The following is a 23,270-nucleotide window of genomic DNA, read 5'->3' as shown; positions in this document are numbered from 1 at the left end:
TAAGCCTAGATCACAATGCCCGTTCCTGTTGTGCAGCTTCAGTCCGTCCGGGACAGACCGGCTGCAATTTCTTCAACGCTCCCGACAAGCGCGGTCATGGATTCAGGGCCTCCATGCCCTTCGTTCTCGATGACGGTGAGACGGCTGTCCTCCCAGCGCTGATGAACTCTCCAGGGCGTGATGACGGGCCCGCTGACGTCTCTCCGGCCGTGAATGAGGTAGCCGGGAATTCCGTTGAGTTGGTGGACCCTCTCCATTATGGCTTGCCCACCAGTGAGGAAGCCGTCATGTGACCAGTAGTGGGTGACGAGAATGGCGAAGGTCATGCGCTTGCGGTCGTCGTCGAACATCGCGCCGGGCTGCCACAGCGGATCCAGCGAGATATGCGTCGACTCCCAACGGTCCCACGCCAAGGCTGCCGCGGCGGCGTCCTCCCGATCCGGGCCCGCGAGGCGGCGGGCATACGCATCCACCACCCGTTCCCCGGGCCGGCATTTGGCGTTTTTGGAGAATTCCTCCCATGCTTCCGGGAATATCCGCCCGACGTCTTCGGTGATCCACTGAACCTCGCCGCGGCTCGACGTGGTTACTGCCACCAGGGCGAGCCCGTGCACACGGTCCGGATGCTCAAGGGCATATGCCAGGGCGAGCGTGCTACCCCACGACGCCCCTGTGACAATCCACTTCCCTATACCGAGATGCTTGCGCACGGCTTCGATGTCCTCGATCAAGGTTTGGGTGGTGTTTGCGGGCAGGGAGCTCAGGTCATCCTGAACTGTGGGCGAGCTTCTGCCGCAGCCGCGCTGGTGCAACCCGACGGTCCAGAATTTTGAAGCATCATGGCGGGTCCGGTAACCCTGGCCGGGAGCAGCGCCAGGGCCGCCGTGAAGGTACAGCACGGGAATCCCCGCGGGGTTCCCCGACGTTTCCCAATAGATTTCCGCTCCATCGACTTTCACCCAGCCGACACTGGCCCCGGTCATGCAGCAAACCCTACGAGACGGGCTCCGGCAAGGGTAGGGTCGGGGCAAGCGTCAGTTTGGGAATTGGGGGAACCGATGAGGCTTGACGGCCATAGCGTTGCTAAGGCGGAGGACGGCCAGGCCGTCACGCACCGTGCTCCGTCGGCCCGCGCAGTCGCTGCGGCCGTGTGGCTACTCGCCGCCGGCACGCTCTCGTGGTTGCTGGTGGGCGGAGCCACCACAGCCACAGGAGAGGCGGCGCCCTGGCTGATCCTTCTGTCCTGGTTAGTTTACGTTGCCCAGTGGCGGCCATGCCTGCGCGTTGACGGCTTTGGGTTCGAAGTGATCAATGGTTGGCGCGATCACCGGATACCGTTCGGGGCGGTGGAAGACATCGAGGTTCGCTTCACCACGGTCATCTGGGCGGCTGGCAAGAAGTATGTCAGTTGGGGTGCTCCCCCGCCGCCTACCGCGCTTGGAGCAGGGTTCCAGCATCTGAGCGATTTGAAGAGCCGTCCCTACAGCATCCTCCCGAGCAACGAGCGGATCAGCCAGCCCGAGGCGAGAACCGGACGGGACGCCGTCGTGGCCGCCTGGCACCGTGCCCGCTTCGGCGGTATCACTCCCGGCCAGGATGGAGTCACGTCGAGGTGGAACAAACCTGTCATCGCCGTCGGAGTTCTTGCAGGTCTTGCGGTGGTCATTACCGCATCCTTTTAGGTACCCGCACACCGCCTGCCCGTTCGCCCCGCCCGGACAACCGCGACAGCCGCCGGCTGAAGTCTTGGACCGGAGTCGGTAGGCTCGCATAGTGAGCGACTCTCGTGTTCAGAACGCGTACGCCGCCCGGGCATCGGAGTACACGGCGCTGTTTGGGTCGACTGACGCAGCCCATCAGCAAGATCAGCGGCTTATCGCCGGCTGGGCTAAATCCCTCCGGGGATCAGCCATCGATGCCGGCTGCGGTCCGGGCCACTGGACGGCGTTTCTCGTGGACCACGGCGCCGACGTTGAGGGCATCGATCTGGTTCCACTCTTCATTGAAGAGGCGCGACGGCGTTTTCCCGCGCCACACTTTCGAGTGGGGACGCTCCGGGCGTTGGGAGTTCCTGATGGTCATATTGCCGGCATTCTCGCGTGGTATTCGCTGATCCATTGCGTGCCGGCTGAGTTGCCTCTCATTCTTGGCGAGTTTGCCCGCTGTGTGAAGCCGGGAGGCAGCATTCTTCTCGGATTCTTCGACGGTCCCGCCGGCCAACCGTTCCCGCACGCGGTTACGACCGCGTACTACTGGTCGGTGGACGCACTGACTCAGCACCTCCTCGCCGCAGGCTTCGATGTCCAGGAAGTCCACTTCCGCGCTGAACCGGAAAACCGGCCGCACGCGGCAATAATCGCCGTCCGGACCACAAGCCACGGTTAGCGGGCCTGTACGTCCCACCGGATTCGCTCCGTGGCTCGCCTGCCAGACCTACAAGCGAATGTGGCGGAACAGCGCCGCTGTACCCATGCCGCCAGCGATACTGATCATTGCCAGGGCTAACTTTTCCTGGGCAGGCTCAGCCGCCGCCTGCCGGGCCTGAGCGAGCAGCCGGGTCACCAGCACGGCCCCGGACGCCCCGTAGGCGTGGCCCAAGGCCAGCGCCCCGCCGTCGGCGTTGGCCCGGACGGAGTCGATTCCGAGATAGTCCAGGCAGGCAAGGGTCTGTGAGGCAAACGCCTCGTTGAACTCCACGAGGTCCACGTCCGCGGCATCCACGGACTGCGCCGCCAGCAGGCGTGAGGCGGCGGCCGCGGCACCGATCCCCAGCAACGTCGGCTCCACGCCCGCGGTCTCCGTGCCGAGCACAGCCAGGGCGTCGGCAGCGCCCAGTTGGTGGGCCCTGGCTAGCGATGTGATGACGACGGCGGCCGCCCCGTCCGCGTCGAAGCACGAATTTCCGGCGGTGACAGTGCCTGATTCCACGAACGCCGCGGGGAAACGTGCCATCAGGGCATTGCTGAGTTTGGGACGGGGACCGTCGTCGGCCGTGATAGTTGCGGATTCCAGCGCGGTCCCCGACGCACCCGGCAGCGGGATTGTCTCCCGGGCAAATATGCCGCCGGCCCGCGCGGCCACCGCCCTCTGGTGGCTGCGCAGCGCAAACTCATCCTGCCGGGCGCGGCTGATGCCGTACTCCCGGGCCACGTTCTCGGCCGCGACGCCCATGTCCGGGTCCCCGTGGCCGTGCGGCGCAAACTGGGCGCGGCTGAAGAAGGCGGGTTCGCCGTCGTCGTTACGGTGTGCGCGCAGCGGCGCGGTGCTGATGCTTTCGACGCCGCCCGCAAGGTAGGTGCCGCCGCCAGCCGCGACGAGCCGCGATGCCAGCACGATGGCGTCAAGGCCGGAGCCGCACTGCCGGTCGACGGTGAGGCCGGGGACGGTGACGGCCAGGCCGGCTTCGAGGGCAGCAAACCGCGCGACGTTCCCGCCCGCACCCACGGCGTTGCCGATGACGACGTCCGCCACCTCGCCCGCGTCCACACCCGTTTCAGCGAGCAGCGCCGTGAGGACCGGGGCCAGGAGCTCGTGGGAGCGCAGGTGCTTCAGCGCACCGTTGGCCCGGCACACGGGCGTGCGCAGCGCGGCGATGATCACGGGCTGCCGGTCGTCAGGCAGCTCCAGTTGCACGCCAGACGCCGTACCCCTAAACAAGGTGCCGGACCCGGCTGTCGCGGGACGCAATCCAGTCGAGCAGCAGCCGCCGGCTCACCTTTCCGCGGTCCGTAACCGGAAGCTCATCCAGGGCGTAGTACTGCAGCGGCCGCTTGTCCTTGGCCAGGACGTCCTCCAGCCCGGTCCTGAGCTGGGTGGCGGTGACCCCGCCGTGTGAGGGAACGATGCCAGCCACCACGCGCTGCCCGCGGAGGTCATCCTCCATGCCGGCGGCGATGGCGGAGGCCACCCCGGGGACGGAGGACAGCGCCAGCTCCACCTCGTGCGGATAGACGTTCTTGCCTGCCGTGATGATCATGTCGGCGCGGCGGCCGAGGATGTGCAGCACGCCGTCGGACAGGTAGCCTTGGTCCCCCACGGTGAACCAGCCGTCGAAGCAGCGCAGCGCCTGGCCGTCGTCGCCCCAGAGGTAGCCGTTGCTGACCATGCCGCTTTGGACACTGATGTTGCCGGCGGCCCCGTCGGGGAGCTCGTTTCCTGAGTCGTCCAGGATCCGCACCTCGACGCCCGGGAACGGCCGGCCGATGGCGGTGCTTCCGGCGGCGAACGGCGCCCCGGCGGCCAGGCCGGCACCGGAGACGAAACTGAGTTCCGACGCACCGTAGTACTCGAAGATGGTGGCATGCGGGGCCCACCGGCGGGCCGCCTCCAGCGTGCGCGCATCCAGCTTCGAGCCGGCGCAGATGATGGTCCGGACGCCCGAGGCGTCCACACAGCCCAGCAGTCCGCGTTCGCTGAGCAGCCGCAGCATGGTGGGAACGAGCACCAGGCGGGTGATGCCGTCGTGGGTGATGGCCGCGTGGACGTCGCCGACGTCGAACGATTCAAGCGTGTGGAATTCCGAACCGGCGTAGAGGCACTCGGCCAGGGCGTACAGGTTGAGGCTGGCGGCCAGAGGGCCCGGTGCGAGCGTCCTGTCCTGCTGGCTGAGCCCGAAGAACTCCATCGACGCATCGAAGGACTGCTGCCAGGAGCGCCTGGAACGGGTGAACGCCTTGGGCACGGAGGTGGTGCCGGAGGTCAGGCCGATGAGGAATGAGGACGCTGGATCCCCGTCCGCCAACCCAGCGCCGGCGCTCCCCGGCACGGCGTGAACCCCGCCGCCGTTAACACCACTGAGCAGCCGCTGGACAATCTCTTCCTGCAGCGAGTCGGGCCAGGTGTGGTCCAGGACCGCGCACTCGCGGTCTCCGGCGACGGCAGCGGCGAACTCAATGGCGAACCTGGTGGAATTTGGCTGGGCGAGGACAGTGACGGGCGCCGTGCTGCAGGCTGCGGCGGCCCGCGCACTGTCGCGCAGTTCGGCCCAGCTGAGCCGTTTTCCGGCCACGACGACGGCGGTGTCGTCGGGGCGTTCATCGGCCCAACGCTGAAGGTTGTTGAGAAAAGGCATCGGACCAACTTTACCGGCCCGGACCCGCCACTGCCCTGCGGTGCAGACTATTGTGACAACATGAGCTTCAATGACGGGGTCGAACTGGACCCATCCCAGGTGGAAGACCGGCGCGGCGGTGGAGTTGGCCGCGGCACGAAAATCGGCGGAGGCATCGGGGGCGGCGTCGTCCTCCTCCTTGCTGCCCTCTTCGGCATCAATCCGCAGCTGCTCGGGGGGCTCCTGGGCACCGGCCAGGAACAGCCCGCCCAGAGCACGGGAACACCCCTCACCCAATGCAAGCTGGGCTCCGACGCAGACAGGGACCTCGACTGCCGGATTGCCGGGACCGTGAACAGCCTCAACACGTTCTGGCCGGCCTACCTCGCCGACTACAACGTGAAGTACCCGCGGCCGAAGGCTGTGCTGTTCGAGGGTGCCACGACCACCGGCTGCGGCACGGCCACGTCCGAGGTGGGCCCGTTCTACTGCCCGGCAGACACCACGGCCTACTTCGATCCCGGGTTCTTCCAGGACCTCGTGACCCGTTTCGGTTCCTCGGGCGGCCCGCTGGCCCAGGAATACGTGGTGGCCCATGAGGTCGGCCACCACATCCAGAACATCCTCGGCGACCTGGACAAGGCGCAGCAGGACCCGCAGGGCGCGGAGTCAGGCGCCGTCCGGGTGGAGCTGCAGGCTGACTGCTACGCAGGGCTCTGGACCCGGTACGCCACCACGCAGAAGGAAGGGAAGACCGGCAAGCCGTTCCTGGAGCCGCTGAAGCAGCAGGACCTGAACGACGCGCTCTCGGCCGCCTCCGCCGTCGGCGATGACCGGATCCAGAAAGCCGCCACCGGACGCGTCTCGCCTGAGGGCTGGACGCACGGGTCCAGCGCCCAGCGGCAGAAGTGGTTCTACCAGGGCTACAAGACCGGCGACATCAACCAGTGCGACACGTTCAGCGCCGCTTCGCTGTAAAGCTGGGACGTTGGGTACGACGACGGCCGGTCACCTTCGTGAAGAAGGTGACCGGCCGTCGTCGTACTTGTTTAGATGTTGAAGCCGAGGGCCCGCATCTGGTCCTTGCCGTCGTCGGTGATCCGCTCCGGACCCCATGGCGGCATCCAGACCCAGTTCAGGCGCCAGTCATCCACGACGCCGTCAAGCGCCTTGCCGACCTGCTCCTCGAGCACGTCGGTCAGCGGGCAGGCCGCCGTAGTGAGGGTCATGTCGATCAGCAGGGCGCCGTCGTCCTCCGAGTACTTGAGGCCGTACAGCAGGCCCAAGTCCACGATGTTAACCCCGAGCTCGGGGTCGATGACGTCCTTGAGTGCCTCTTCGACATCCTCCAGCCCGGTGCGGGCTGCGTCGATTTCGGTCATGGTCAGTCAGTCCTAACTAGGCCTGGACCGCTGCGGCAGCCGTGGCGGTTCCGGCAGCACCGGCGTAGCGGTCGTAGCCTTCTTCTTCCAGGCGGTCGGCCAGTTCCGGGCCGCCCTCTTCCACAACCTGGCCGTTCACGAACACGTGCACGAAGTCAGGCTTGATGTAGCGCAGGATGCGGGTGTAGTGCGTGATGAGCAGCGTGCCCATGTTGCCGGTGGCGTGTGCACGGTTGACGCCTTCGGAGACAACCTTGAGGGCGTCCACGTCCAGGCCGGAGTCGGTCTCGTCGAGCACAGCGAACTTCGGCTTGAAGAGTTCCAGCTGCAGGATCTCCACGCGCTTCTTCTCACCGCCGGAGAAGCCTTCGTTGACGTTACGCTGGGCGAAGTCGGCGTCGATGCGCAGCTGCTGCATGGCGTCCTTGACGTCCTTGGTCCAGGTGCGCAGCTTGGGTGCCTCACCGTCGATGGCGGTCTTGGCGGTCCGCAGGAAGTTGGTCATGGTGACACCCGGAACCTCAACCGGGTACTGCATGGCGAGGAAGACGCCGGCGCGGGCGCGCTCGTCAACGCTCATGGCCAGGACGTCTTCGCCGTCCAGGGTGATGGTGCCGCCGGTGACGTTGTAGCGGGGGTGGCCGGCGATGGTGGAGGCCAGGGTGGACTTGCCGGAGCCGTTGGGGCCCATGATGGCGTGGGTCTCACCGGTGCGAATGGTCAGGCTGACGCCCTTCAGGATCTCCTTGGTGCCCTGCTCGGTGTCGATGCTGACGTGCAGGTCCTTGATCTCAAGAGTAGACATGTGTCTTGTTCTCCTCTGCACCTGCCGGTGTGTCGGCGGTGCGGTCTTTGGTCTGGAAGTTACTAAGTTCTGCTTCAGGCCCGGCCGGGCTTCAGCGTGGGCTGCGGATTAGCTGAAGTTCGGCGCTTCGGCGCCGTTCAGGACGTTGGTGGTGTCCACGTAGACGCCGTCTCCGTGGATCTCCACCGCGAACACCGGAACGGGGTCGTAGGCCGGCAGCTGCAGGGGTTCGCCGGAGCGCAGGTCGAACTGGGAGCCGTGGCCCCAGCACTCGATGGCGCAACCCTCCACCTCGCCCTCGGAGAGCGAGATGTCGGCGTGCGAGCACGTGTCCCCGATTGCGTGGATTTCTCCCATCGAGTCCTTGACGATCGCGACCGGGTAGTCGTCGATCAGGATCCGCAGGGCCTGCTTGGGCTGGATCTCGTTTGCGTTGCAGACGAGTTCGCCCTTTGGCTGTTCAGTCATCCGTTGTCCTGTGCTGTAGTTTCCGGCTGGTTGGACCGGGCCTGGTCCGTACGGTCAGTTCTCGTTGGCGACGAGCTCGCGCTCGACTTCCGCGGTCAGGCGCTCTTCGAGTGCCGGAACCTTGATCTGCTGGATGATCTCGTTGAGGAAGCCTCGCACGACGAGCCGCCTGGCCACGTCTTCGGGAATGCCGCGGGCCATCAGGTAGAACAGGTGCTCGTCGTCAAAGCGTCCGGTGGAGCTGGCGTGGCCGGCACCCTCGATGAGGCCTGTCTCGATTTCGAGATTGGGCACGGAGTCCGCGCGGCAGCCGTCGGTGAGCACCAGGTTCTGGTTCTTCTCGTACGAGTCGGTGCCCAGGGCCTGCTTCTGGATCAGCACGTCGCCCACCCAGACGGTGTGCGCGTTCTTGCCCTGCAGGGCGCCCTTGTAGAGCACGTTGGACTTGCAGTTGGCCACGTTGTGGTCAACGAAGGAGCGGTGCTCGAGGTGCTGGCCGGCGTCGGCGAAGTAGAGGCCCAGCAGTTCGGCCTCGGCGCCCTCACCGGAGAAGCGGACGTTGGAGTTCAGGCGCACCACGGAACCGCCGAGGGAGACGGCGATGTGCTTGTAGACGGCGTCCTTGCCAACCTGGGCGTCGTGCTGGCCCAGGTGCCGCGCGTCGTCTTCCCAGAGCTGCACGGAAATTACGGTGAGGTGCGCGCCGTCGCCGACGATCACTTCCAGGTTGCCGTTGTGGTCCGCGGCGCCCGTGTGTTCCACGATGACGACGCTGCGGGAGTTGGCGCCGGCTTCCAGCACGAAGTGTGCGTTGGAGCGGCGGCCTGCGCCCGCGCCGTCAACCAGGATGCGCACCGGCTCGGCCGGTTCGGCGTCGGCGGGGATGACCACGTGCAGGGCCTCATCCGTGTTGGCGGAGGCGACGACGGCGGCCCGGTCAGCAGGGGTCAGGACGGTGCCGCGCGGGGCGGCTCCCTGTGCCAGGGCGCTGCGGACGTAGCCTTCGGGGGCTTCTACGGTCAACGCGGCCGCGGCCTCGTCCGTCCCTGCGTCGGAGAACAGGTTGGCCAGTCCGCGGACCGGGGTGAAGCGCCATTCCTCTTCACGGCCGGTGGGCAGCGCGAAGTCGGCGACGTCGAAGCTCGTGAGCCGCTCGGCCCGCGAGGACATGACGGTGACGCCGTGGTTGTGGCTATGGTCCACCTTGGCGGAGACCAGCCCCTCGCCTTCCTCGGTGAAGCCTGCGATGGAAGGCGCCCCGATGCGGGCCTTTTCAGTAGTAATTTCGGCAGTCATTAACCGACGGATCCTTCCATCTGGAGTTCAATGAGGCGGTTCAGCTCGAGGGCGTATTCCATCGGCAGCTCGCGGGCGATCGGCTCGATGAAGCCGCGCACGATCATGGCCATGGCTTCGTCTTCGCGCATGCCGCGGGACATGAGGTAGAAGAGCTGCTCCTCGGAAACGCGCGAGACGGTTGCCTCGTGCCCCAGCTGCACGTCATCCTCGCGGATGTCGATGTACGGGTAGGTGTCCGAGCGGCTGATGGTGTCCACCAGCAGCGCGTCGCAGCGCACCGTGTTCGCGGAGTGCTTGGCACCCTCGCGGATCTGGACCAGGCCGCGGTACGCCGCGCGTCCGCCGCCGCGGGCAACGGACTTGGAGATGATGGAGCTCTTCGTGTTCGGCGCGATGTGCACCATCTTGGAGCCGGTGTCCTGGTGCTGGCCCTCGCCGGCGAACGCGATGGACAGGGTCTCGCCCTTGGCGTGCTCACCCGTGAGGTACACGGCCGGGTACTTCATGGTGACCTTGGAGCCGATGTTGCCATCGATCCACTCCATGGTTCCGCCCTCTTCGCAGATGGCGCGCTTGGTCACGAGGTTGTACACGTTGTTGGACCAGTTCTGGATGGTGGTGTAGCGGACGCGGGCGCCCTTCTTGACCACGATCTCGACGACGGCCGAGTGCAGCGAGTCCGAGGTGTAGATCGGCGCGGTGCAGCCTTCGATGTAGTGGACGTAGGAGTCCTCGTCGGCGATGATCAGCGTGCGCTCGAACTGGCCCATGTTTTCCGTGTTGATGCGGAAGTAAGCCTGCAGCGGGATGTCCACGTGCACGCCCTTGGGCACGTACACGAAGGAGCCGCCCGACCAAACGGCCGTGTTCAGCGAGGCGAACTTGTTGTCGCCCACCGGGATGATGGTGCCGAAGTACTCCTGGAAGATCTCCGGGTGCTCGCGCAGCGCGGTGTCCGTGTCCAGGAAGATGACGCCCTGGGCCTCAAGGTCCTCGCGGATCTGGTGGTACACGACCTCGGACTCGTACTGGGCTGCCACGCCGGAGACCAGGCGGCTGCGCTCAGCTTCCGGGATGCCCAGCTTCTCGTACGTGTTGCGGATGTCCTCGGGCAGGTCCTCCCAGGAAGCGGCCTGCTTCTCGGTGGAACGCACGAAGTACTTGATGTTGTCGAAGTCGATGCCGGAGAGGTCTGCACCCCAGGTGGGCATGGGCTTGCGGTCGAAGTACTTCAGTCCCTTGAGGCGCAGGTCCAGCATCCATTCCGGCTCGCTCTTCTTGGCCGAGATGTCGCGGACCACGTCCTCGTTGAGGCCGCGGCGGGCGTTGGCGCCGACGTCGTTCTTGTCGGCCCAGCCGTACTCGTAGGTGCCGATGCCGTGCAGTTCGGGATTCTTTTCAAGAATCTCGGAAATCACAGCAGTTTCGGCAACCTTCTTCTCTGATAGTTGGTCCGTCATCACGGCCTTTCTTGCAGATGGTTGGATACTTCGTCCAGGTTGTCCGGTGCGTGACCGGCGGCCGGGGCCACCGTCACGGCCGGACGGCCTGTAGGTATGTGGGTGGTGCAGACGTGTCCCCCGCGGGCGAGGGTGGAAAGCCTGCGGACATCGACGCCGACGAGGCGCGAAAACATTTCCGTTTCCGCGTCACAGAAGACGGGGAACTGCGTGGCCAGCTGCTGGATGGGGCAGTGGCCCTGGCACAGCTGGACGCTGGACAGCGCCGCCGGCAGCGGGGCCTTGGCTTCAATGGACGCAGTGGAAGCGACGAAGCCGTCCCGGGACAGGGCGGCGGACAGGGCCTGCGCACGGGCGGTGATGTCAGTTCCGGCCGCTTCCACCTCGGGGGCGTAGCGGCGTTCCATCTCCGCGAAACGCTCGACGGCGAACTGACGGACGGCTTCGTCCCCCGCCATCACGCCGAGCTGCTTGAGCGCCAGGCTGGCAATGTTCAGGTAGTCGTCGCCCAGTGAGGACTGGCCCTGGGAGCTGAGGACGTAGCGGCGGGCCGGGCGGCCGGCGCCGGCCCCTGCGCGGGCCACGCGCTTGACCTCGATCACGCCCGCGCGGGACAGATGGTCCAGGTGGCGGCGGACGGCGGCCGGGGTGAACCCGAGCAGGTCACCCAATTCGGCTGCGCTGACCGGACCGTGCTCCAGGACGGCGCTCAGGACGCGGTCACGCGTGCGCTCGTCGGCGTCGGCCGCTGCCGGCACGGACGCCAAGGCAGCAGGCTTCCCACCGCGCAGCGTACCCGCAGGCGCGCCCTGTCCGGCCAATGGCACGGAAGTGGTGTTGGTCATGGAATACACAACACAATCATGTCGTAATTTATTGCGGCGTTCCAGTAAGGCTAGGCTGACCTGCGCCCCGGTGGAGCTGCGCGGTTCGGCGGCAGTACTCCGGCTCACCAGTGACAGTACTACTTCACGTAGAATGCTGGGGTGCGATCCCCCAAATCCCCCGTCTTGACCATCGACGGGCTCATCAAGGACGTCGGTCCGCTCCCCACCCTCGATGGCAAGATGCTCAGGGTGGTGAGCGACGTCTCACTCGTCGCCGGCCGCGGCGAGGTCACGGCGCTGCTCGGAGCCAACGGTGCCGGTAAGACTACCACCATCGAATGCGCCCAGGGCCTCCAGAAACGCACGGGCGGAGCCATCACGCTGCTCGGTGCCGATCCCGGCACCGCCGGAGCGGAACTGCGCGCCCGCGTCGGCGTCATGCTCCAGGACGGCGGCCTTCCGCCGTCGGCCCGTCCCATCCCCCTGCTCCGGCACATAGCCGGCATGTACCGCAATCCCAGGCCGCTGGATGAGCTGGTGCAGCGGCTGGGCATCGACAGCTTCAGCAGGACCAACGTCCGCCGGCTGTCCGGCGGACAGAAGCAGCGGCTCGCCCTCGCCGCCGCCCTGATCGGCAACCCCGAGGTCCTGTTCCTGGACGAACCCAGCGCCGGGCTGGACCCGCAGTCCCGCCAGCTGGTCTTCGAACTGATCTCCGAACTCCGGGACAGCGGGATGGGGATCATCCTCACCACCCACCTTATGGATGACGCCCAGCGGCTGGCCGACTACGTGTACATCATCGACGCCGGCAGGAACGTTGCTGAGGGCACCGTTGCCCAACTGCTGCAGCACAACATGCCCGAGACGCCCCACCGCGACCACGTCCGGACACTGCACTTCGAGGCACTGCCGGGGCTGGACTTCACCGGCGTTCTGGCGGCCGAGATCGAGATCCGCGAGACGCGTTCCGGCAGTTACACGGCCACCGGCGCGCTGACCCCGGAGGACCTCGCAGCGCTGACCGCCTGGTGGGCTCACCACGGCATCATGCCGGGCTCGCTGAGCATGGAGGCCCGCAGCCTCGAAGACGTATTCCTTGACATTTCCGGAAGGGAAATCCGATGACGACAGCCACGGGCAGCGCTCCCGCTCCCCTGCTCCGCCGGATCCTGCTGCAGGGCAAATACGAGGCGGCGACCATGCTCCGGAACGGCGAGCAGCTGATCCTCGCGGTGGTCCTGCCCCTTCTTGCCCTGATCGGCCTGACGGTCACCCCGCTGCTCGACGGCTTGGGGGACAGCCGGGTCAATGTCGCGGTCCCGGGCATCCTCGCGCTCTGCGCCATGTCCACCGCCTTCACGGGGCAGGGCATCGCCACCGGCTTCGACCGCCGGTACGGCGTGCTGCGGTTCCTGTCCACCACGCCGCTGGGCCGGGCCGGCCTCATTGCCGGGAAGATCCTCGCGGTCCTGGCCGTCCTGGTGATCCAGGTAGTCATCGTCGCCGCCGTCGCATTCCCGCTCGGATGGCGCCCCGATCCGCTGGGCGCGCTGCCCGGCCTTTGCATGCTGGTGCTGGGCGCGGCCGCCTTCACCGCGCTGGGGCTGCTGGTGGCGGGCACTGTCCGGCCCGAAGCCACGCTGGCCATCACCAACCTGCTGTGGATCCTGCTGGGCGCCCTGGGCGGCATCGTCATCCCCATGCAGCGGCTGCCGGAACTCGCCCAGAATACCGTTCACCTGCTGCCGTCCGGATCCCTCGGCGAAGGGCTGCGGGACGCCTTCCTGCACGGCGCCGTCAACGGCAACGCTGTCCTTGTCCTGCTGATGTGGACGGTTCTCGCCGGCGCAGCAGCCATCCGCTGGTTCAAATGGAATTGAGAATAAAGTGAGCACGGCTTCGCGCCTCCCCCAGTTCGTCGGCCGCCTGGCATCCAAGCTTCCGGTCACCGTCGATTCGACCGTCCGCCGCCTCGCCGTGCTGTCCCTGATCGGACAGACGGTCCTGGTGGTCACCGGCGGCGCCGTCCGGCTGACCGCCTCAGGCTTGGGCTGCCCCACCTGGCCCAGGTGCACGAACAATTCCCTGGTGAACACCCCCGAGATGGGCATCCACGGCTTCATCGAGTTCGGGAACCGGCTCCTGACGTTCGCCCTGGCCGCCGTCGCGGCGCTCATGCTCGTCTACTTGTGGAACCTTCGCAAGGAGCGCAAGGACCTGTTCCTGCTGGCCCTGGGCCTGCTGGCGAGCATCCCGGCGCAGGCCGTCATCGGTGGCATCACCGTCCTCACCCAGCTGAACCCGTGGGTGGTTGGCCTGCACTTTCTGGTATCCATGGCCCTGGTGGTTTTTGCGACCCTGCTGGTCAACCGTGCCTACGGCAGGACCGGCCGGTTCCGGGCCCGCCCCCTTGCCGCCCTGCCGGGGGTCCTGCGGCCGGTGATGACCGCCGTCGCGCTTTTCTCCGCGATCGCCGTCATGCTGGGCGTCGTGGTGACCGGCGCCGGACCGCACGCGGGTGACGCCGACGCGCCCCGCAACGACCTGGACTGGGACCTCTTCTCGCACATCCATGCCGTGCCCGCCTACCTGGTCACCGCCGGCACGCTGCTCGCCGTGTACTTCGTTTTCCGCCGCGGCATTGCGGGGACGTTCCGCGCCGCCGTGCTGATGCTCCTGGGCGTCACGGTGCTGCAGGCCGTCATCGGCTTCACGCAGTATTACAACGGCATTCCCGCGCTCCTCGTCGGCGCGCACATGCTGGGCGCGGCTCTGCTCATGAGCGCAGCAACCAACGCCGCCGACATCGCCCGCTCCAGCCCCGTCAGGTAACTTCCCACCCGACGCTCTATCACTACCTGCCGCTTTCCCCCGACGCTCTATCACTACCTGCCGCTTTCCCCCCGACGCTCTATCACTACCGCCTTGCGGCAGACGCATCCTCGGGTCCCGCCGGATCACGCATGACGCGTCCACACGTCCCGTTGCTTCATTCCCGACGCGTCCTCAGGTCCCGTCAATTCATGCCCGACGCTTCCTCAGATCGGGCCACGGCGGCCAACGAAAACGCCCCTTCACATGTTGAAGTGAAGGGGCGTCTCGTCATTCCGCAGGATCTGATGGAGCGTTTCTGGAAAACCTGCAGGAACTGATAGAGCGTCGGGGAAAACCCGCAGGACGTGAGGACGCGTCTGGGAGGGCTGGTTGGCAGGAGGGACTCAGCCCATGATCGGCGAGCCGACGAATGGGTCGACGGCCAGCGCGATGAAGAGCAGCGTTAGGTAGCTGATGGAGCCGTGGAAGACCTTCATGGCGCCCTTGTCAGAGAGGTCCCCGCCCTGCGCCCGGTTGTAGAGGGCGTGGGACTCGTACAGGAACCAGGCACCGGCCAGCACAGCAACAGCGGTGTACACCCAGCCTGCGCTGCCGGCCGGGATCATCAGCAGCGAGCACGCGACCATGGCCCAGGCATACAGGACCACCTGGACGGACACGACCTTGGCACCGGCGATGGCACCGAGCATCGGCACGTTGGCGTTGCGGTAGTCCTCGCCGTAGCGCATGGACAGCGGCCAGTAGTGCGGCGGGGTCCAAAGGAAGATCACCATGAACAGGACGATGGCCGGCCACTCGACCGTGTTGGTCACGGCGGACCAGGCGATCAGCACGGGGAAACAGCCCGCGGCGCCGCCCCAGACGATGTTCTGGGCCGTGCGGCGCTTGAGGATCATCGTGTAGATGACGACGTAGAAGACAATGGCACCCAGCCCGAGCCAGGCGGAGAGCGGGTTTGCGCCGAACCAGAGGATGGCGATGGCAGCGGCGCCCAGCAGCCACGCAAAGATCAGGGCCTCGCGCGGGGTGACCTCGCCGGTGACCAGGGGGCGCTTCTCGGTGCGGTGCATGAGCTTGTCGATGTCGCGGTCGATGTAGCAGTTGAAAGCGCCGGCGCTGCCGGCAGCGAAAGCGCCGCCCACGAGGGTGGCCATAATGAGGCCGAGGGACGGGAAGCCGCGCTGCGCGTAGATCATGGTGGGCAGGGTGCTGACCAGCAAGAGTTCAATGACCCTGGGCTTGGTGAGCGCAATGTACGCCTTCGCCTTGCGGGCTAGTCCGGCTCTTCCGTGGACCCGGGAAGAGGTCAGCGGCGTATCTGTTGTGCTCACGTGGCAGTCACTCTGTTTCTGTCTGGCTGTTTATCTGATCAGTGCTCCCGGACACGCGGTCCGGACCGATCCCTCATCGGCGGCTGACGGGGCAGTCATGTGTGCCCTGGAACCCGCCCTGCCCGCCGGTGGCCTCCCGATATCATACCGCGGTCCCGCATGGATCGCTGGCATCGGTGTGTGACGGCAAATCACTGAAAATGATTCGTTCGTGCTTGCTTCAATCACATTAACGCAGCCTCACCGCACGGATGATTCACAAAAGAGAAATTGCGTCCAATTGGTGAGATTTTGACCGCCCGAAGTGTGGAATGGAGCTAAGCTGTCTGCAGATCAGCGCACACTGGAAGACGGGCAAGAAACCGCATTCCAACCGTCCGGCGACTGAATGAAGATCAACGTTTCAATGGTGAACGGCTGGTAGGCACAAAATGCAGCGGGCACCAATTATGCCCTGCCGCTGTGTGTCATGACCGCTTGTCGTTTAACACAGAGAGGGGCCCGGATTCCGTGGCACATGTGAAAGAGCAAGAACTGACTTGGACCGACCTCGACCAGCGCGCCGTTGACACCGTGCGTGTCCTGGCCGCCGACGCCGTGGAGAAGGTGGGCAACGGCCACCCCGGCACCGCGATGAGCCTGGCTCCGGCCGCTTACCTCCTGTTCCAGAAGCTGATGCGGCACGACCCGAAGAACCCGGACTGGATCGGCCGCGACCGTTTTGTCCTCTCCCCCGGCCACACATCCCTGACGCTCTACATCCAGCTGTTCCTCTCCGGTTACGGCCTGGAGCTGAAGGATCTCGAAGCACTGCGCACCTGGGGCTCCCTGACCCCGGGCCACCCCGAGTACAAGCACACCGCCGGCGTGGAGATCACCACCGGCCCGCTGGGCCAGGGCCTGGCCTCCTCCGTGGGCTTTGCGTACTCCCAGCGCCGCCAGCGCGGCCTGTTCGACGCCGACGCCGCCCCCGGCACCAGCCCGTTCGACCACACCATCTGGGTTATCGCTTCCGACGGCGACCTCCAGGAAGGTGTGACCTCTGAGGCTTCCTCCCTCGCCGGCCACCAGGAGCTCGGCAACCTCGTGGTCATTTACGACGAGAACCACATCTCCATCGAGGACGACACCGACATCGCCTTTACCGAGGACGTCCTGAAGCGCTACGAAGCCTACGGCTGGCACACCCAGCGCGTTGACTGGACCAAGACCGGCGATTACAAGGAAGACGTGCAGGAGCTGTACTCGGCGCTTCTGGCGGCCAAGGCGGAAACCTCCAAGCCGTCCATCATCTCGCTGCGCACCATCATCGGCTACCCGGCCCCGAAGAAGCAGAACACCGGCAAGATCCACGGCTCCGCCCTGGGTTCGGAAGAAGTGGCAGCACTGAAGAACGTCCTCGGCTTCGACCCCGAGAAGTCCTTCGAGGTGGACGAGGACGTACTGGCCCACGCCCGCGCCGTCGTCGACCGCGGTGCCCACGCACGCAAGGAATGGGAAGAGTCCTTCTCCGCGTGGCAGTCCGCCAACCCGGAAGGCGCTGCCCTGCTGGAGCGCGTTGAAGCCCGCCAGCTGCCCACCGAGCTCGACGGCGTTCTCCCGGTCTTCCCGGCCGGCAAGGACGTCTCCACCCGCGCCGCGTCCGGCAAGGTCCTGAACGCCATCGGCCCGGTGATGCCGGAACTGTGGGGCGGCTCGGCCGACCTCGCGGAGTCCAACAACACCACAATCGAGGGCTCGCCGTCGTTCGTTCCCGCGGGCAAGCAGACCAACGCCTGGTCCGGCAACCCGTACGGCCGCGTCCTGCACTTCGGTATCCGCGAGCACGCGGCAGCGTCGATTGTGAACGGCATCAGCCTGCACGGCAAGACCCGCGCGTTCTCCGGCACGTTCCTGATCTTCAGCGACTACCAGCGTCCGGCCATCCGCCTCGGCGCCCTCATGGGCGTGCCGTCCCTGTATGTCTGGACGCACGACTCCATCGGCCTCGGCGAGGACGGCCCGACTCACCAGCCCGTTGAGCAGCTCGCATCGCTGCGCGCCATCCCGGGCCTCGACGTCGTCCGTCCGGGCGATGCCAACGAGGTCGCGGCAGCGTGGAAGACCATGCTGGAGAACCACGAGAACCCGGCCGGCATCGTCCTGACCCGCCAGAACATCCCCACCTACGAGCGTGGCGAGGGCGCGGCCGAGGGTGACACCTTCGGTTCGACCGCTGGCGTCGCCAAGGGCGGTTACGTCCTGGCCGAGGCGTCCAAGGACGGCAAGACCGTGGACGCGCAGGTCATCCTGATCGGCACCGGCTCGGAAGTCCAGCTGGCCGTCCAGGCCCGCGAAGCACTGCAGGCCGAAGGCATCGCCGCCCGCGTGGTGTCCATGCCGTGCGTCGAGTGGTTCAACAAGCAGGACGCCGCCTACCGCGAGGCAGTCCTGCCCGCAGCTGTCAAGGCCCGCGTTTCGGTTGAAGCCGGCCTGTCCCAGGGCTGGCGCGAGTTCGTCGGCGACGCCGGCCGCTCCATCAGCCTCGAGCACTACGGCGCATCCGCCGACTACAAGCGCCTGTTCCAGGAATTCGGCATCACGGCAGAAGCAGTTGCCGCCGCCGCCAAGGATTCCCTCGCCGGACTCCAGTCCTGACAGCACCCCACAGTTCAAGGAGATTAGAAATGACTAGCACTCCCACCCAGCAGCTTTCCGACGCCGGCGTTTCCATCTGGCTCGATGACCTCTCCCGGGGCCGTCTGAAGACCGGAACGCTGCAGAAGCTGATCGAAGAGAAGAACGTTGTCGGTGTCACCACGAACCCCAGCATCTTCCACGCCGCCATCACCTCCGGTACGGACTACGACGCCACCATCGCGGCCCAGGCCGCTGCCGGTGCCTCCATCGAAGAGACCATCTTCGAAATCACGACGACGGACGTCGCCGACGCCTGCGACCTCTTCGCCCCGATCGCCGCGGCAACCAAGGGTGTTGACGGCCGCGTCTCCATCGAGGTGGACCCCCGTCTCGCCTGGGACACCGCCGGCACCATCGCCGAAGCGAAGCACCTCTACAAGAAGGTCAACCGCGACAACGTCCACATCAAGATCCCGGCCACCCTTGAGGGCCTGGAGGCCATCACGGCAACCCTGGCCGAGGGCATCAGCGTCAACGTGACCCTGATCTTCTCGCTGGAGCGCTACCGCGCCGTCATCAACGCCTTCCAGAGCGGTCTGGAGCAGGCCAGGGACAACGGCCACGACCTGTCCAAGATCCACTCCGTCGCGTCCTTCTTCGTCTCCCGCGTGGACACGGAAATCGACAGGCGCCTGGACGCGATCGGCACCGAGGAAGCCAAGGCCCTCAAGGGCAAGGCCGGCGTCGCCAACGCACGCCTCGCCTACCAGGTCTACGAGGAGCTCTTCTCCACCGAGCGCTGGGCCGTGCTGGCCGAGGCCGGCGCGCTGCCGCAGCGTCCGCTGTGGGCTTCCACCGGCGTGAAGGACCCGGCTTACCCCGACACCCTCTACGTCACCGAGCTCGTCGCCCCGAACGTCGTGAACACCATGCCGGAGAAGACCCTGGACGCCACGTTCGACCACGGCGTGGTCACGGGCGACACTGTCACCAACGGCTACGATGAGGCGAACGCCACCCTCAACGCCCTTGATGCCCTCGGCGTGTCCTACAACGAGGTCGTTGCCCTGCTGGAATCGGAAGGCCTGGACAAGTTTGTTGCCAGCTGGAAGGAACTCCTGGCAGACGTCGAAGGTGCCCTCGCCACCGCACGGAAGGCTTCCTAACCCAACATGAGCACACTCAGCTACGACGCCACCGGTTCCGCCCGGAAGGCCCAGGAGCAGCACCTGCCCGCCCTCGTGGAAGACCGCGTTGCCACCCGGATCTTCGCCAAGGACCACACCCTGTGGGGTCCCGATGCGGAAGCCGAGGCGGCCATCCGCCTCGGCTGGGTCGAGGCGGCCACCGTCTCCCGGCCTCTGGTGGACGGCATCCTCGAACTCCGCGATGCCCTGAAAGCGGAGGGTGTTACCCGCATTGCCCTCTGCGGCATGGGCGGCTCCTCACTTGCTCCTGAGGTCATCGCCGGCACCGCTGGCGTCGAGCTGACTGTGCTGGACAGCACCGACCCCGAACAGGTCGGTGCTGCCCTCGCGGACCGCCTCGCTGAAACCGCGATCGTGGTTTCCTCGAAGTCCGGTTCAACCCTGGAAACCGATTCGCAGCGGCGGATCTTCGAACACGCCTTCACCGAGGCGGGTCTCGATGCGAAGAGCCGGATCATCGTGGTCACGGATCCCGGGTCGCCGCTGGACAAAGCCTCACGCGAGGCAGGCTACCGTGCGGTCTTCAACGCGGACCCGAACGTGGGCGGCCGCTACTCTGCGCTGACAGCCTTCGGGCTCGTCCCGTCCGGCCTGGCCGGCGTGGACATCGCGGCCCTGCTTGACGAGGCAGAAGAAGCCGCGGAGATCCTGAACGAGGACGCTCCCGAGAACATCGGGCTGGTCCTCGGCGCCGCCCTGGGCGGCACCAACCCGCTGCGTGACAAGATCGTCATCGCGGAGGACGGCTCCGGCATCGTGGGATTCCCTGACTGGGCCGAACAGCTCATCGCTGAATCCACGGGCAAGCTCGGCACCGGCGTCCTGCCGGTTGTCGCCGGTCCGGATGCCCCGGAAGTCAGCTCCGGCGCTGAAGACGTCCTGGTAGTCCGCCTCGTCAGTACGGATGCCGACGTCGAACTCGGCGAGAACGAAGTTGCCATTGCCGGCGGCCTCGCCTCGCAGATGATGGTGTGGGAATTCGCCACCGCTGTGGCCGGGCGCCTCCTGGGCATCAACCCGTTTGACCAGCCCGACGTCGAAGCCGCCAAGGTGGCTGCCCGTGGTCTGCTGGACGCCCAGCCGGAACCGACACCGGCCAACTTCACCGACGGCGCCATCGAGGTCCGCGGCGGAGAATGGCTTGGCGACGCCACCTCAGCAACCGACGCGGTCTCCGCGTTGCTGGCGCAGCTGGGCAGCGACGGATACCTCAGCGTCCAGGCCTACTTCGACCGCCTGGCGTACGCACAGCTCGAGGGCGTCCGGGACGAACTCGCCGCCGTGAGCGGCCGGCCTGTCACCTTCGGCTGGGGACCGCGCTTCCTGCACTCCACCGGCCAGTTCCACAAGGGCGGCCCCGCGATCGGTGTCTTCCTGCAGGTTACCGCGGCGTCCGCCCAGGACCTCGCCATTCCGGAGCGTCCGTTCACGTTCGGTGAGCTGATCACGGCCCAGGCTGCCGGCGACGCCCAGGTGCTGAGCGAACACGGCCGGCCCGTCCTGCGCCTGCACCTCACCGACCGCGCCGCGGGCGTTGCCCAGCTGCAGGAGATCGTTTCGTCGCTTGCCGGCAAGGCAACGTCCGCCACTGAGAGCTAAGGCCCTGAATTAACCATGCCAGATACTTTGAACGGCAGAAGGTCAGCGGGCCGGTCCGGGAATCCTTTGCGGGATCCGCGGGACCGGCGGCTGAACCGGATTGCCGGACCGTCCTCGCTTGTGCTCTTCGGAGTCACGGGGGACCTTGCCCGCAAGAAACTCATGCCTGCCGTGTATGACCTCGCCAACCGTGGCCTGCTGCCGCCCAGCTTCGCGCTGGTTGGTTTCGGCCGCCGCGACTGGGACAACGAGGACTTCGCCTCCGAGGTGAAGGACGCGGTGAAGTCCTACGCCCGGACGCCGTTTGATGAGGCGGTCTGGAACCAGCTCTCCGAGGGCATCCGGTTCGTGCAGGGCGCGTTCGACGACGACGCCGCGTTTGAGCGGCTCGGCGAGACGATCAAGGAACTCGACGAGGTCCGGGGCACCCGCGGCAACCACGCGTTCTACCTCTCGATCCCGCCGAAGGCCTTCGAGCAGGTCTGCCGGCAGCTGTCCAAGCACGGCCTGGCGCAGGCCGGGGGCGAGAAGTGGCGCCGGGTGGTGATCGAGAAGCCGTTCGGGCACGACCTGGAATCGGCCCGGCAGCTGAACGACATTGTGGAATCGGTGTTCCCGGCCGACGCGGTGTTCCGGATCGACCACTACCTGGGCAAGGAAACGGTCCAGAACATCCTGGCGCTGCGCTTCGCGAACCAGCTCTTTGAACCGCTCTGGAACGCGAACTACGTGGACCACGTGCAGATCACCATGGCCGAGGACATCGGCACCGGCGGCCGCGCCGGGTATTACGACGGCGTGGGCGCAGCCCGCGACGTCATCCAGAACCACCTGCTGCAGCTGCTGGCGCTGACGGCGATGGAGGAGCCGATCTCCTTCAACGCCGACGACCTGCGCGCGGAGAAGGAAAAGGTCCTCGCCGCGGTGCGTTTGCCCGAGGACCTGTCCACGCATTCGGCCCGCGGCCAGTTCGCCGGCGGCTGGCAGGGCGGGGAGCAGGTCCAGGGGTACCTGGAGGAGGAGGGCATCCCGGCCGACTCGACCACCGAAACCTATGCCGCGATCCGGGTGGACATCAACACCAGGCGCTGGGCCGGGGTGCCGTTCTACCTGCGCGCCGGCAAACGCCTGGGCAGGCGGGTCACGGAGATCGCGGTGGTGTTCAAGCGGGCACCGAACCTGCTCTTCCGGGACCACGGGGACGATGATTTCGGGCAGAACGCCGTGGTGATCCGGGTCCAGCCCGATGAGGGCGCCACGATCCGGTTCGGGTCCAAGGTCCCCGGCACCCAAATGGAAGTGCGGGATGTGACCATGGACTTCGGCTACGGGCACTCCTTCACCGAATCCAGCCCGGAGGCGTATGAGCGGCTGATCCTGGACGTGCTCCTGGGCGAGCCGCCGCTGTTCCCGCGGCACGAGGAAGTGGAGCTGTCCTGGAAGATCCTGGACCCCTTCGAAGAGTACTGGGCCGGCCTGGGTGAACAGCCCGAGCCCTACGCGCCCGGCAGCTGGGGCCCGGCCTCGGCCGATGAGCTGCTAGCCCGCGACGGACGCACCTGGAGAAGGCCATGATCGTAGACCTGCCCAACACCACCACCTCGAAGGTTTCCAAGAAAATCCAGTCCCTGCGCGAGCAGGGCGGGGTGATCGCGCTCGGCCGGGTCCTCACCCTCGTGGTGGTCACCAAGTCCGGGCTCGAAGAAGAAGCGATCGAGGCCGCGAACGAGGCCAGCCGCGAACACCCCTGCCGGATCATCGTGCTCGCCGACGCCGGCTCGTCCGCCCCGAACCGGCTCGACGCGCAGATCCGGGTCGGCGGGGACGCCGGCGCCTCGGAAGTGATCGTGCTGCGCGGCTTCGGGGAACTCGCCGAGGAATCCGAATCACTCGTCGCCGCGCTGCTGCTGCCCGACGCCCCGATCGTGGCCTGGTGGCCGCACGGGGCACCCAAAAACGCCTCTGAAACCTCGATCGGACGGATCGCGCACCGCCGGATCACCGACTCCGCGAACGAGGCCGAACCCCAGGTCGCTTTGGAAAACATCCGGAACACCTACAAGGCCGGCGACACCGACCTCGCCTGGACCCGGCTAACGAACTGGCGGATCCAGCTCGCCGCCGTCCTGGACCAGGCCGACACCTCACCCGTGACCGCCGTCGCGGTCGAAGGCGCCTCGGACTCACCCAGCACCATCCTGCTCGCAGCCTGGCTCACCCTGTCCCTGGACGCCCCCGTCACCATCGTCGCGGACCCGGCCGGCACCGGCATCCGCCGCGTCCGGCTCACCCGCACCAGCGGCGACGTCCAACTCTTCCGCCCCGGCCTCTCCATCGCCGAACTCACCCAACCCGGCCAACCCGCACAACGCATCTCCCTCCCA

Annotated in this window: 21 protein-coding genes; 11 read left to right on the top strand and 10 right to left on the bottom strand. The window is 66.6% G+C overall.

Annotated elements, in window-relative coordinates:
• Positions 1 to 38: 38 nt before the first annotated feature.
• Positions 39 to 983, bottom strand: coding sequence for an alpha/beta fold hydrolase (locus tag DBZ45_RS11420; protein WP_111904025.1), 945 nt, complete (start codon positions 981 to 983; stop codon positions 39 to 41).
• Positions 984 to 1,058: 75 nt separating this feature from the next.
• On the opposite strand from DBZ45_RS11420, the gene DBZ45_RS11415 reads away from it, so the two are divergent.
• Both DBZ45_RS11415 and DBZ45_RS11410 read left to right on the top strand, forming a co-directional pair.
• On the top strand, positions 1,059 to 1,682 hold the full coding sequence (locus tag DBZ45_RS11415; protein ID WP_111904024.1) for a hypothetical protein: 624 nt from the start codon (positions 1,059 to 1,061) through the stop codon (positions 1,680 to 1,682).
• Positions 1,683 to 1,773: 91 nt separating this feature from the next.
• On the top strand, positions 1,774 to 2,385 hold the full coding sequence (locus DBZ45_RS11410) for a class I SAM-dependent DNA methyltransferase (RefSeq protein WP_111904023.1): 612 nt from the start codon (positions 1,774 to 1,776) through the stop codon (positions 2,383 to 2,385).
• 48 nt (positions 2,386 to 2,433) lie between these two features.
• Here DBZ45_RS11410 and DBZ45_RS11405 read toward each other — a convergent pair whose 3' ends face one another.
• Together DBZ45_RS11405 and DBZ45_RS11400 are read right to left on the bottom strand one after the other, a co-directional pair.
• A complete protein-coding gene (locus DBZ45_RS11405) occupies positions 2,434 to 3,633 on the bottom strand; it encodes a thiolase family protein (RefSeq protein ID WP_190243098.1) in 1,200 nt (399 codons plus the stop codon).
• 16 nt (positions 3,634 to 3,649) lie between these two features.
• Positions 3,650 to 5,071, bottom strand: coding sequence for a class I adenylate-forming enzyme family protein (locus DBZ45_RS11400; RefSeq protein ID WP_111904022.1), 1,422 nt, complete (start codon positions 5,069 to 5,071; stop codon positions 3,650 to 3,652).
• Between the two features lie 60 nt (positions 5,072 to 5,131).
• On the opposite strand from DBZ45_RS11400, the gene ypfJ reads away from it, so the two are divergent.
• Positions 5,132 to 6,028: a KPN_02809 family neutral zinc metallopeptidase gene (gene ypfJ / locus DBZ45_RS11395; protein ID WP_111904021.1), complete on the top strand. Its 897-nt coding sequence runs from the start codon at positions 5,132 to 5,134 to the stop codon at positions 6,026 to 6,028.
• 71 nt (positions 6,029 to 6,099) lie between these two features.
• Here the strand turns inward: ypfJ and DBZ45_RS11390 are convergent, their stop codons facing one another.
• From DBZ45_RS11390 to DBZ45_RS11365, 6 genes are all read right to left on the bottom strand, one after another.
• Positions 6,100 to 6,432: a metal-sulfur cluster assembly factor gene (locus tag DBZ45_RS11390; RefSeq protein WP_102973549.1), complete on the bottom strand. Its 333-nt coding sequence runs from the start codon at positions 6,430 to 6,432 to the stop codon at positions 6,100 to 6,102.
• A 16-nt stretch (positions 6,433 to 6,448) separates the two neighbouring features.
• Complete coding sequence (sufC, locus tag DBZ45_RS11385; protein WP_111904020.1) at positions 6,449 to 7,237, bottom strand: Fe-S cluster assembly ATPase SufC; 789 nt, start codon at positions 7,235 to 7,237, stop codon at positions 6,449 to 6,451.
• 108 nt (positions 7,238 to 7,345) lie between these two features.
• Positions 7,346 to 7,705, bottom strand: coding sequence for a non-heme iron oxygenase ferredoxin subunit (locus DBZ45_RS11380; protein WP_111904019.1), 360 nt, complete (start codon positions 7,703 to 7,705; stop codon positions 7,346 to 7,348).
• Positions 7,706 to 7,759: 54 nt separating this feature from the next.
• Positions 7,760 to 9,001 carry a Fe-S cluster assembly protein SufD gene (gene sufD, locus DBZ45_RS11375; protein WP_111904018.1) on the bottom strand — a complete coding sequence of 414 codons (1,242 nt, stop codon included), beginning with the start codon at positions 8,999 to 9,001 and terminating at the stop codon, positions 7,760 to 7,762.
• Entirely contained in the window at positions 9,001 to 10,464 is a 1,464-nt protein-coding gene (gene sufB / locus DBZ45_RS11370; protein ID WP_111904017.1) for a Fe-S cluster assembly protein SufB, read from the bottom strand. Before sufB ends, sufD begins: the two co-directional genes overlap by 1 nt.
• Positions 10,464 to 11,318, bottom strand: a complete 855-nt coding sequence (locus tag DBZ45_RS11365; protein ID WP_111904016.1) for a helix-turn-helix transcriptional regulator — start codon at positions 11,316 to 11,318, stop codon at positions 10,464 to 10,466. Before DBZ45_RS11365 ends, sufB begins: the two co-directional genes overlap by 1 nt.
• A gap of 132 nt (positions 11,319 to 11,450) precedes the next feature.
• On the opposite strand from DBZ45_RS11365, the gene DBZ45_RS11360 reads away from it, so the two are divergent.
• From DBZ45_RS11360 to DBZ45_RS11350, 3 genes are read left to right on the top strand one after another with little or no spacing between them, the layout of a single operon-like run.
• Entirely contained in the window at positions 11,451 to 12,419 is a 969-nt protein-coding gene (locus DBZ45_RS11360; protein ID WP_111904015.1) for an ABC transporter ATP-binding protein, read from the top strand.
• A complete protein-coding gene (locus DBZ45_RS11355; RefSeq protein ID WP_111904014.1) occupies positions 12,416 to 13,174 on the top strand; it encodes an ABC transporter permease in 759 nt (252 codons plus the stop codon). Before DBZ45_RS11360 ends, DBZ45_RS11355 begins: the two co-directional genes overlap by 4 nt.
• A 7-nt stretch (positions 13,175 to 13,181) precedes the next feature.
• Positions 13,182 to 14,126: a COX15/CtaA family protein gene (locus DBZ45_RS11350; RefSeq protein WP_111904013.1), complete on the top strand. Its 945-nt coding sequence runs from the start codon at positions 13,182 to 13,184 to the stop codon at positions 14,124 to 14,126.
• 386 nt (positions 14,127 to 14,512) lie between these two features.
• On the opposite strand, the gene DBZ45_RS11345 is transcribed toward DBZ45_RS11350, so the two are convergent.
• Complete coding sequence (locus DBZ45_RS11345; protein WP_111904012.1) at positions 14,513 to 15,460, bottom strand: heme o synthase; 948 nt, start codon at positions 15,458 to 15,460, stop codon at positions 14,513 to 14,515.
• 519 nt (positions 15,461 to 15,979) lie between these two features.
• On the opposite strand from DBZ45_RS11345, the gene tkt reads away from it, so the two are divergent.
• The 5 genes from tkt to DBZ45_RS11320 form a co-directional block, all read left to right on the top strand.
• The gene (gene tkt / locus DBZ45_RS11340) at positions 15,980 to 18,097 is read left to right on the top strand and encodes a transketolase (protein ID WP_111904011.1); all 2,118 of its coding nucleotides are present in this window, start codon (positions 15,980 to 15,982) and stop codon (positions 18,095 to 18,097) included.
• A gap of 29 nt (positions 18,098 to 18,126) precedes the next feature.
• Complete coding sequence (gene tal, locus DBZ45_RS11335) at positions 18,127 to 19,245, top strand: transaldolase (RefSeq protein ID WP_111904010.1); 1,119 nt, start codon at positions 18,127 to 18,129, stop codon at positions 19,243 to 19,245.
• A 6-nt stretch (positions 19,246 to 19,251) separates the two neighbouring features.
• Positions 19,252 to 20,886 carry a glucose-6-phosphate isomerase gene (locus tag DBZ45_RS11330; RefSeq protein ID WP_111904009.1) on the top strand — a complete coding sequence of 545 codons (1,635 nt, stop codon included), beginning with the start codon at positions 19,252 to 19,254 and terminating at the stop codon, positions 20,884 to 20,886.
• A 15-nt stretch (positions 20,887 to 20,901) separates the two neighbouring features.
• Entirely contained in the window at positions 20,902 to 22,461 is a 1,560-nt protein-coding gene (gene zwf / locus DBZ45_RS11325) for a glucose-6-phosphate dehydrogenase (protein WP_111904008.1), read from the top strand.
• Positions 22,458 to 23,270 (top strand): glucose-6-phosphate dehydrogenase assembly protein OpcA (locus DBZ45_RS11320; RefSeq protein WP_111904007.1); only part of this gene is annotated, 813 nt, incomplete at its 3' end. The genes zwf and DBZ45_RS11320, both read left to right, overlap by 4 nt.

The organism is Arthrobacter globiformis, from assembly GCF_003261175.1.
GTDB classification, from domain to species: Bacteria; Actinomycetota; Actinomycetes; order Actinomycetales; family Micrococcaceae; genus Arthrobacter; species Arthrobacter globiformis_A.
The sequence above is the reverse complement of the archived record's forward strand: the minus strand, read 5'-3'. Positions and strand labels throughout refer to the sequence as shown.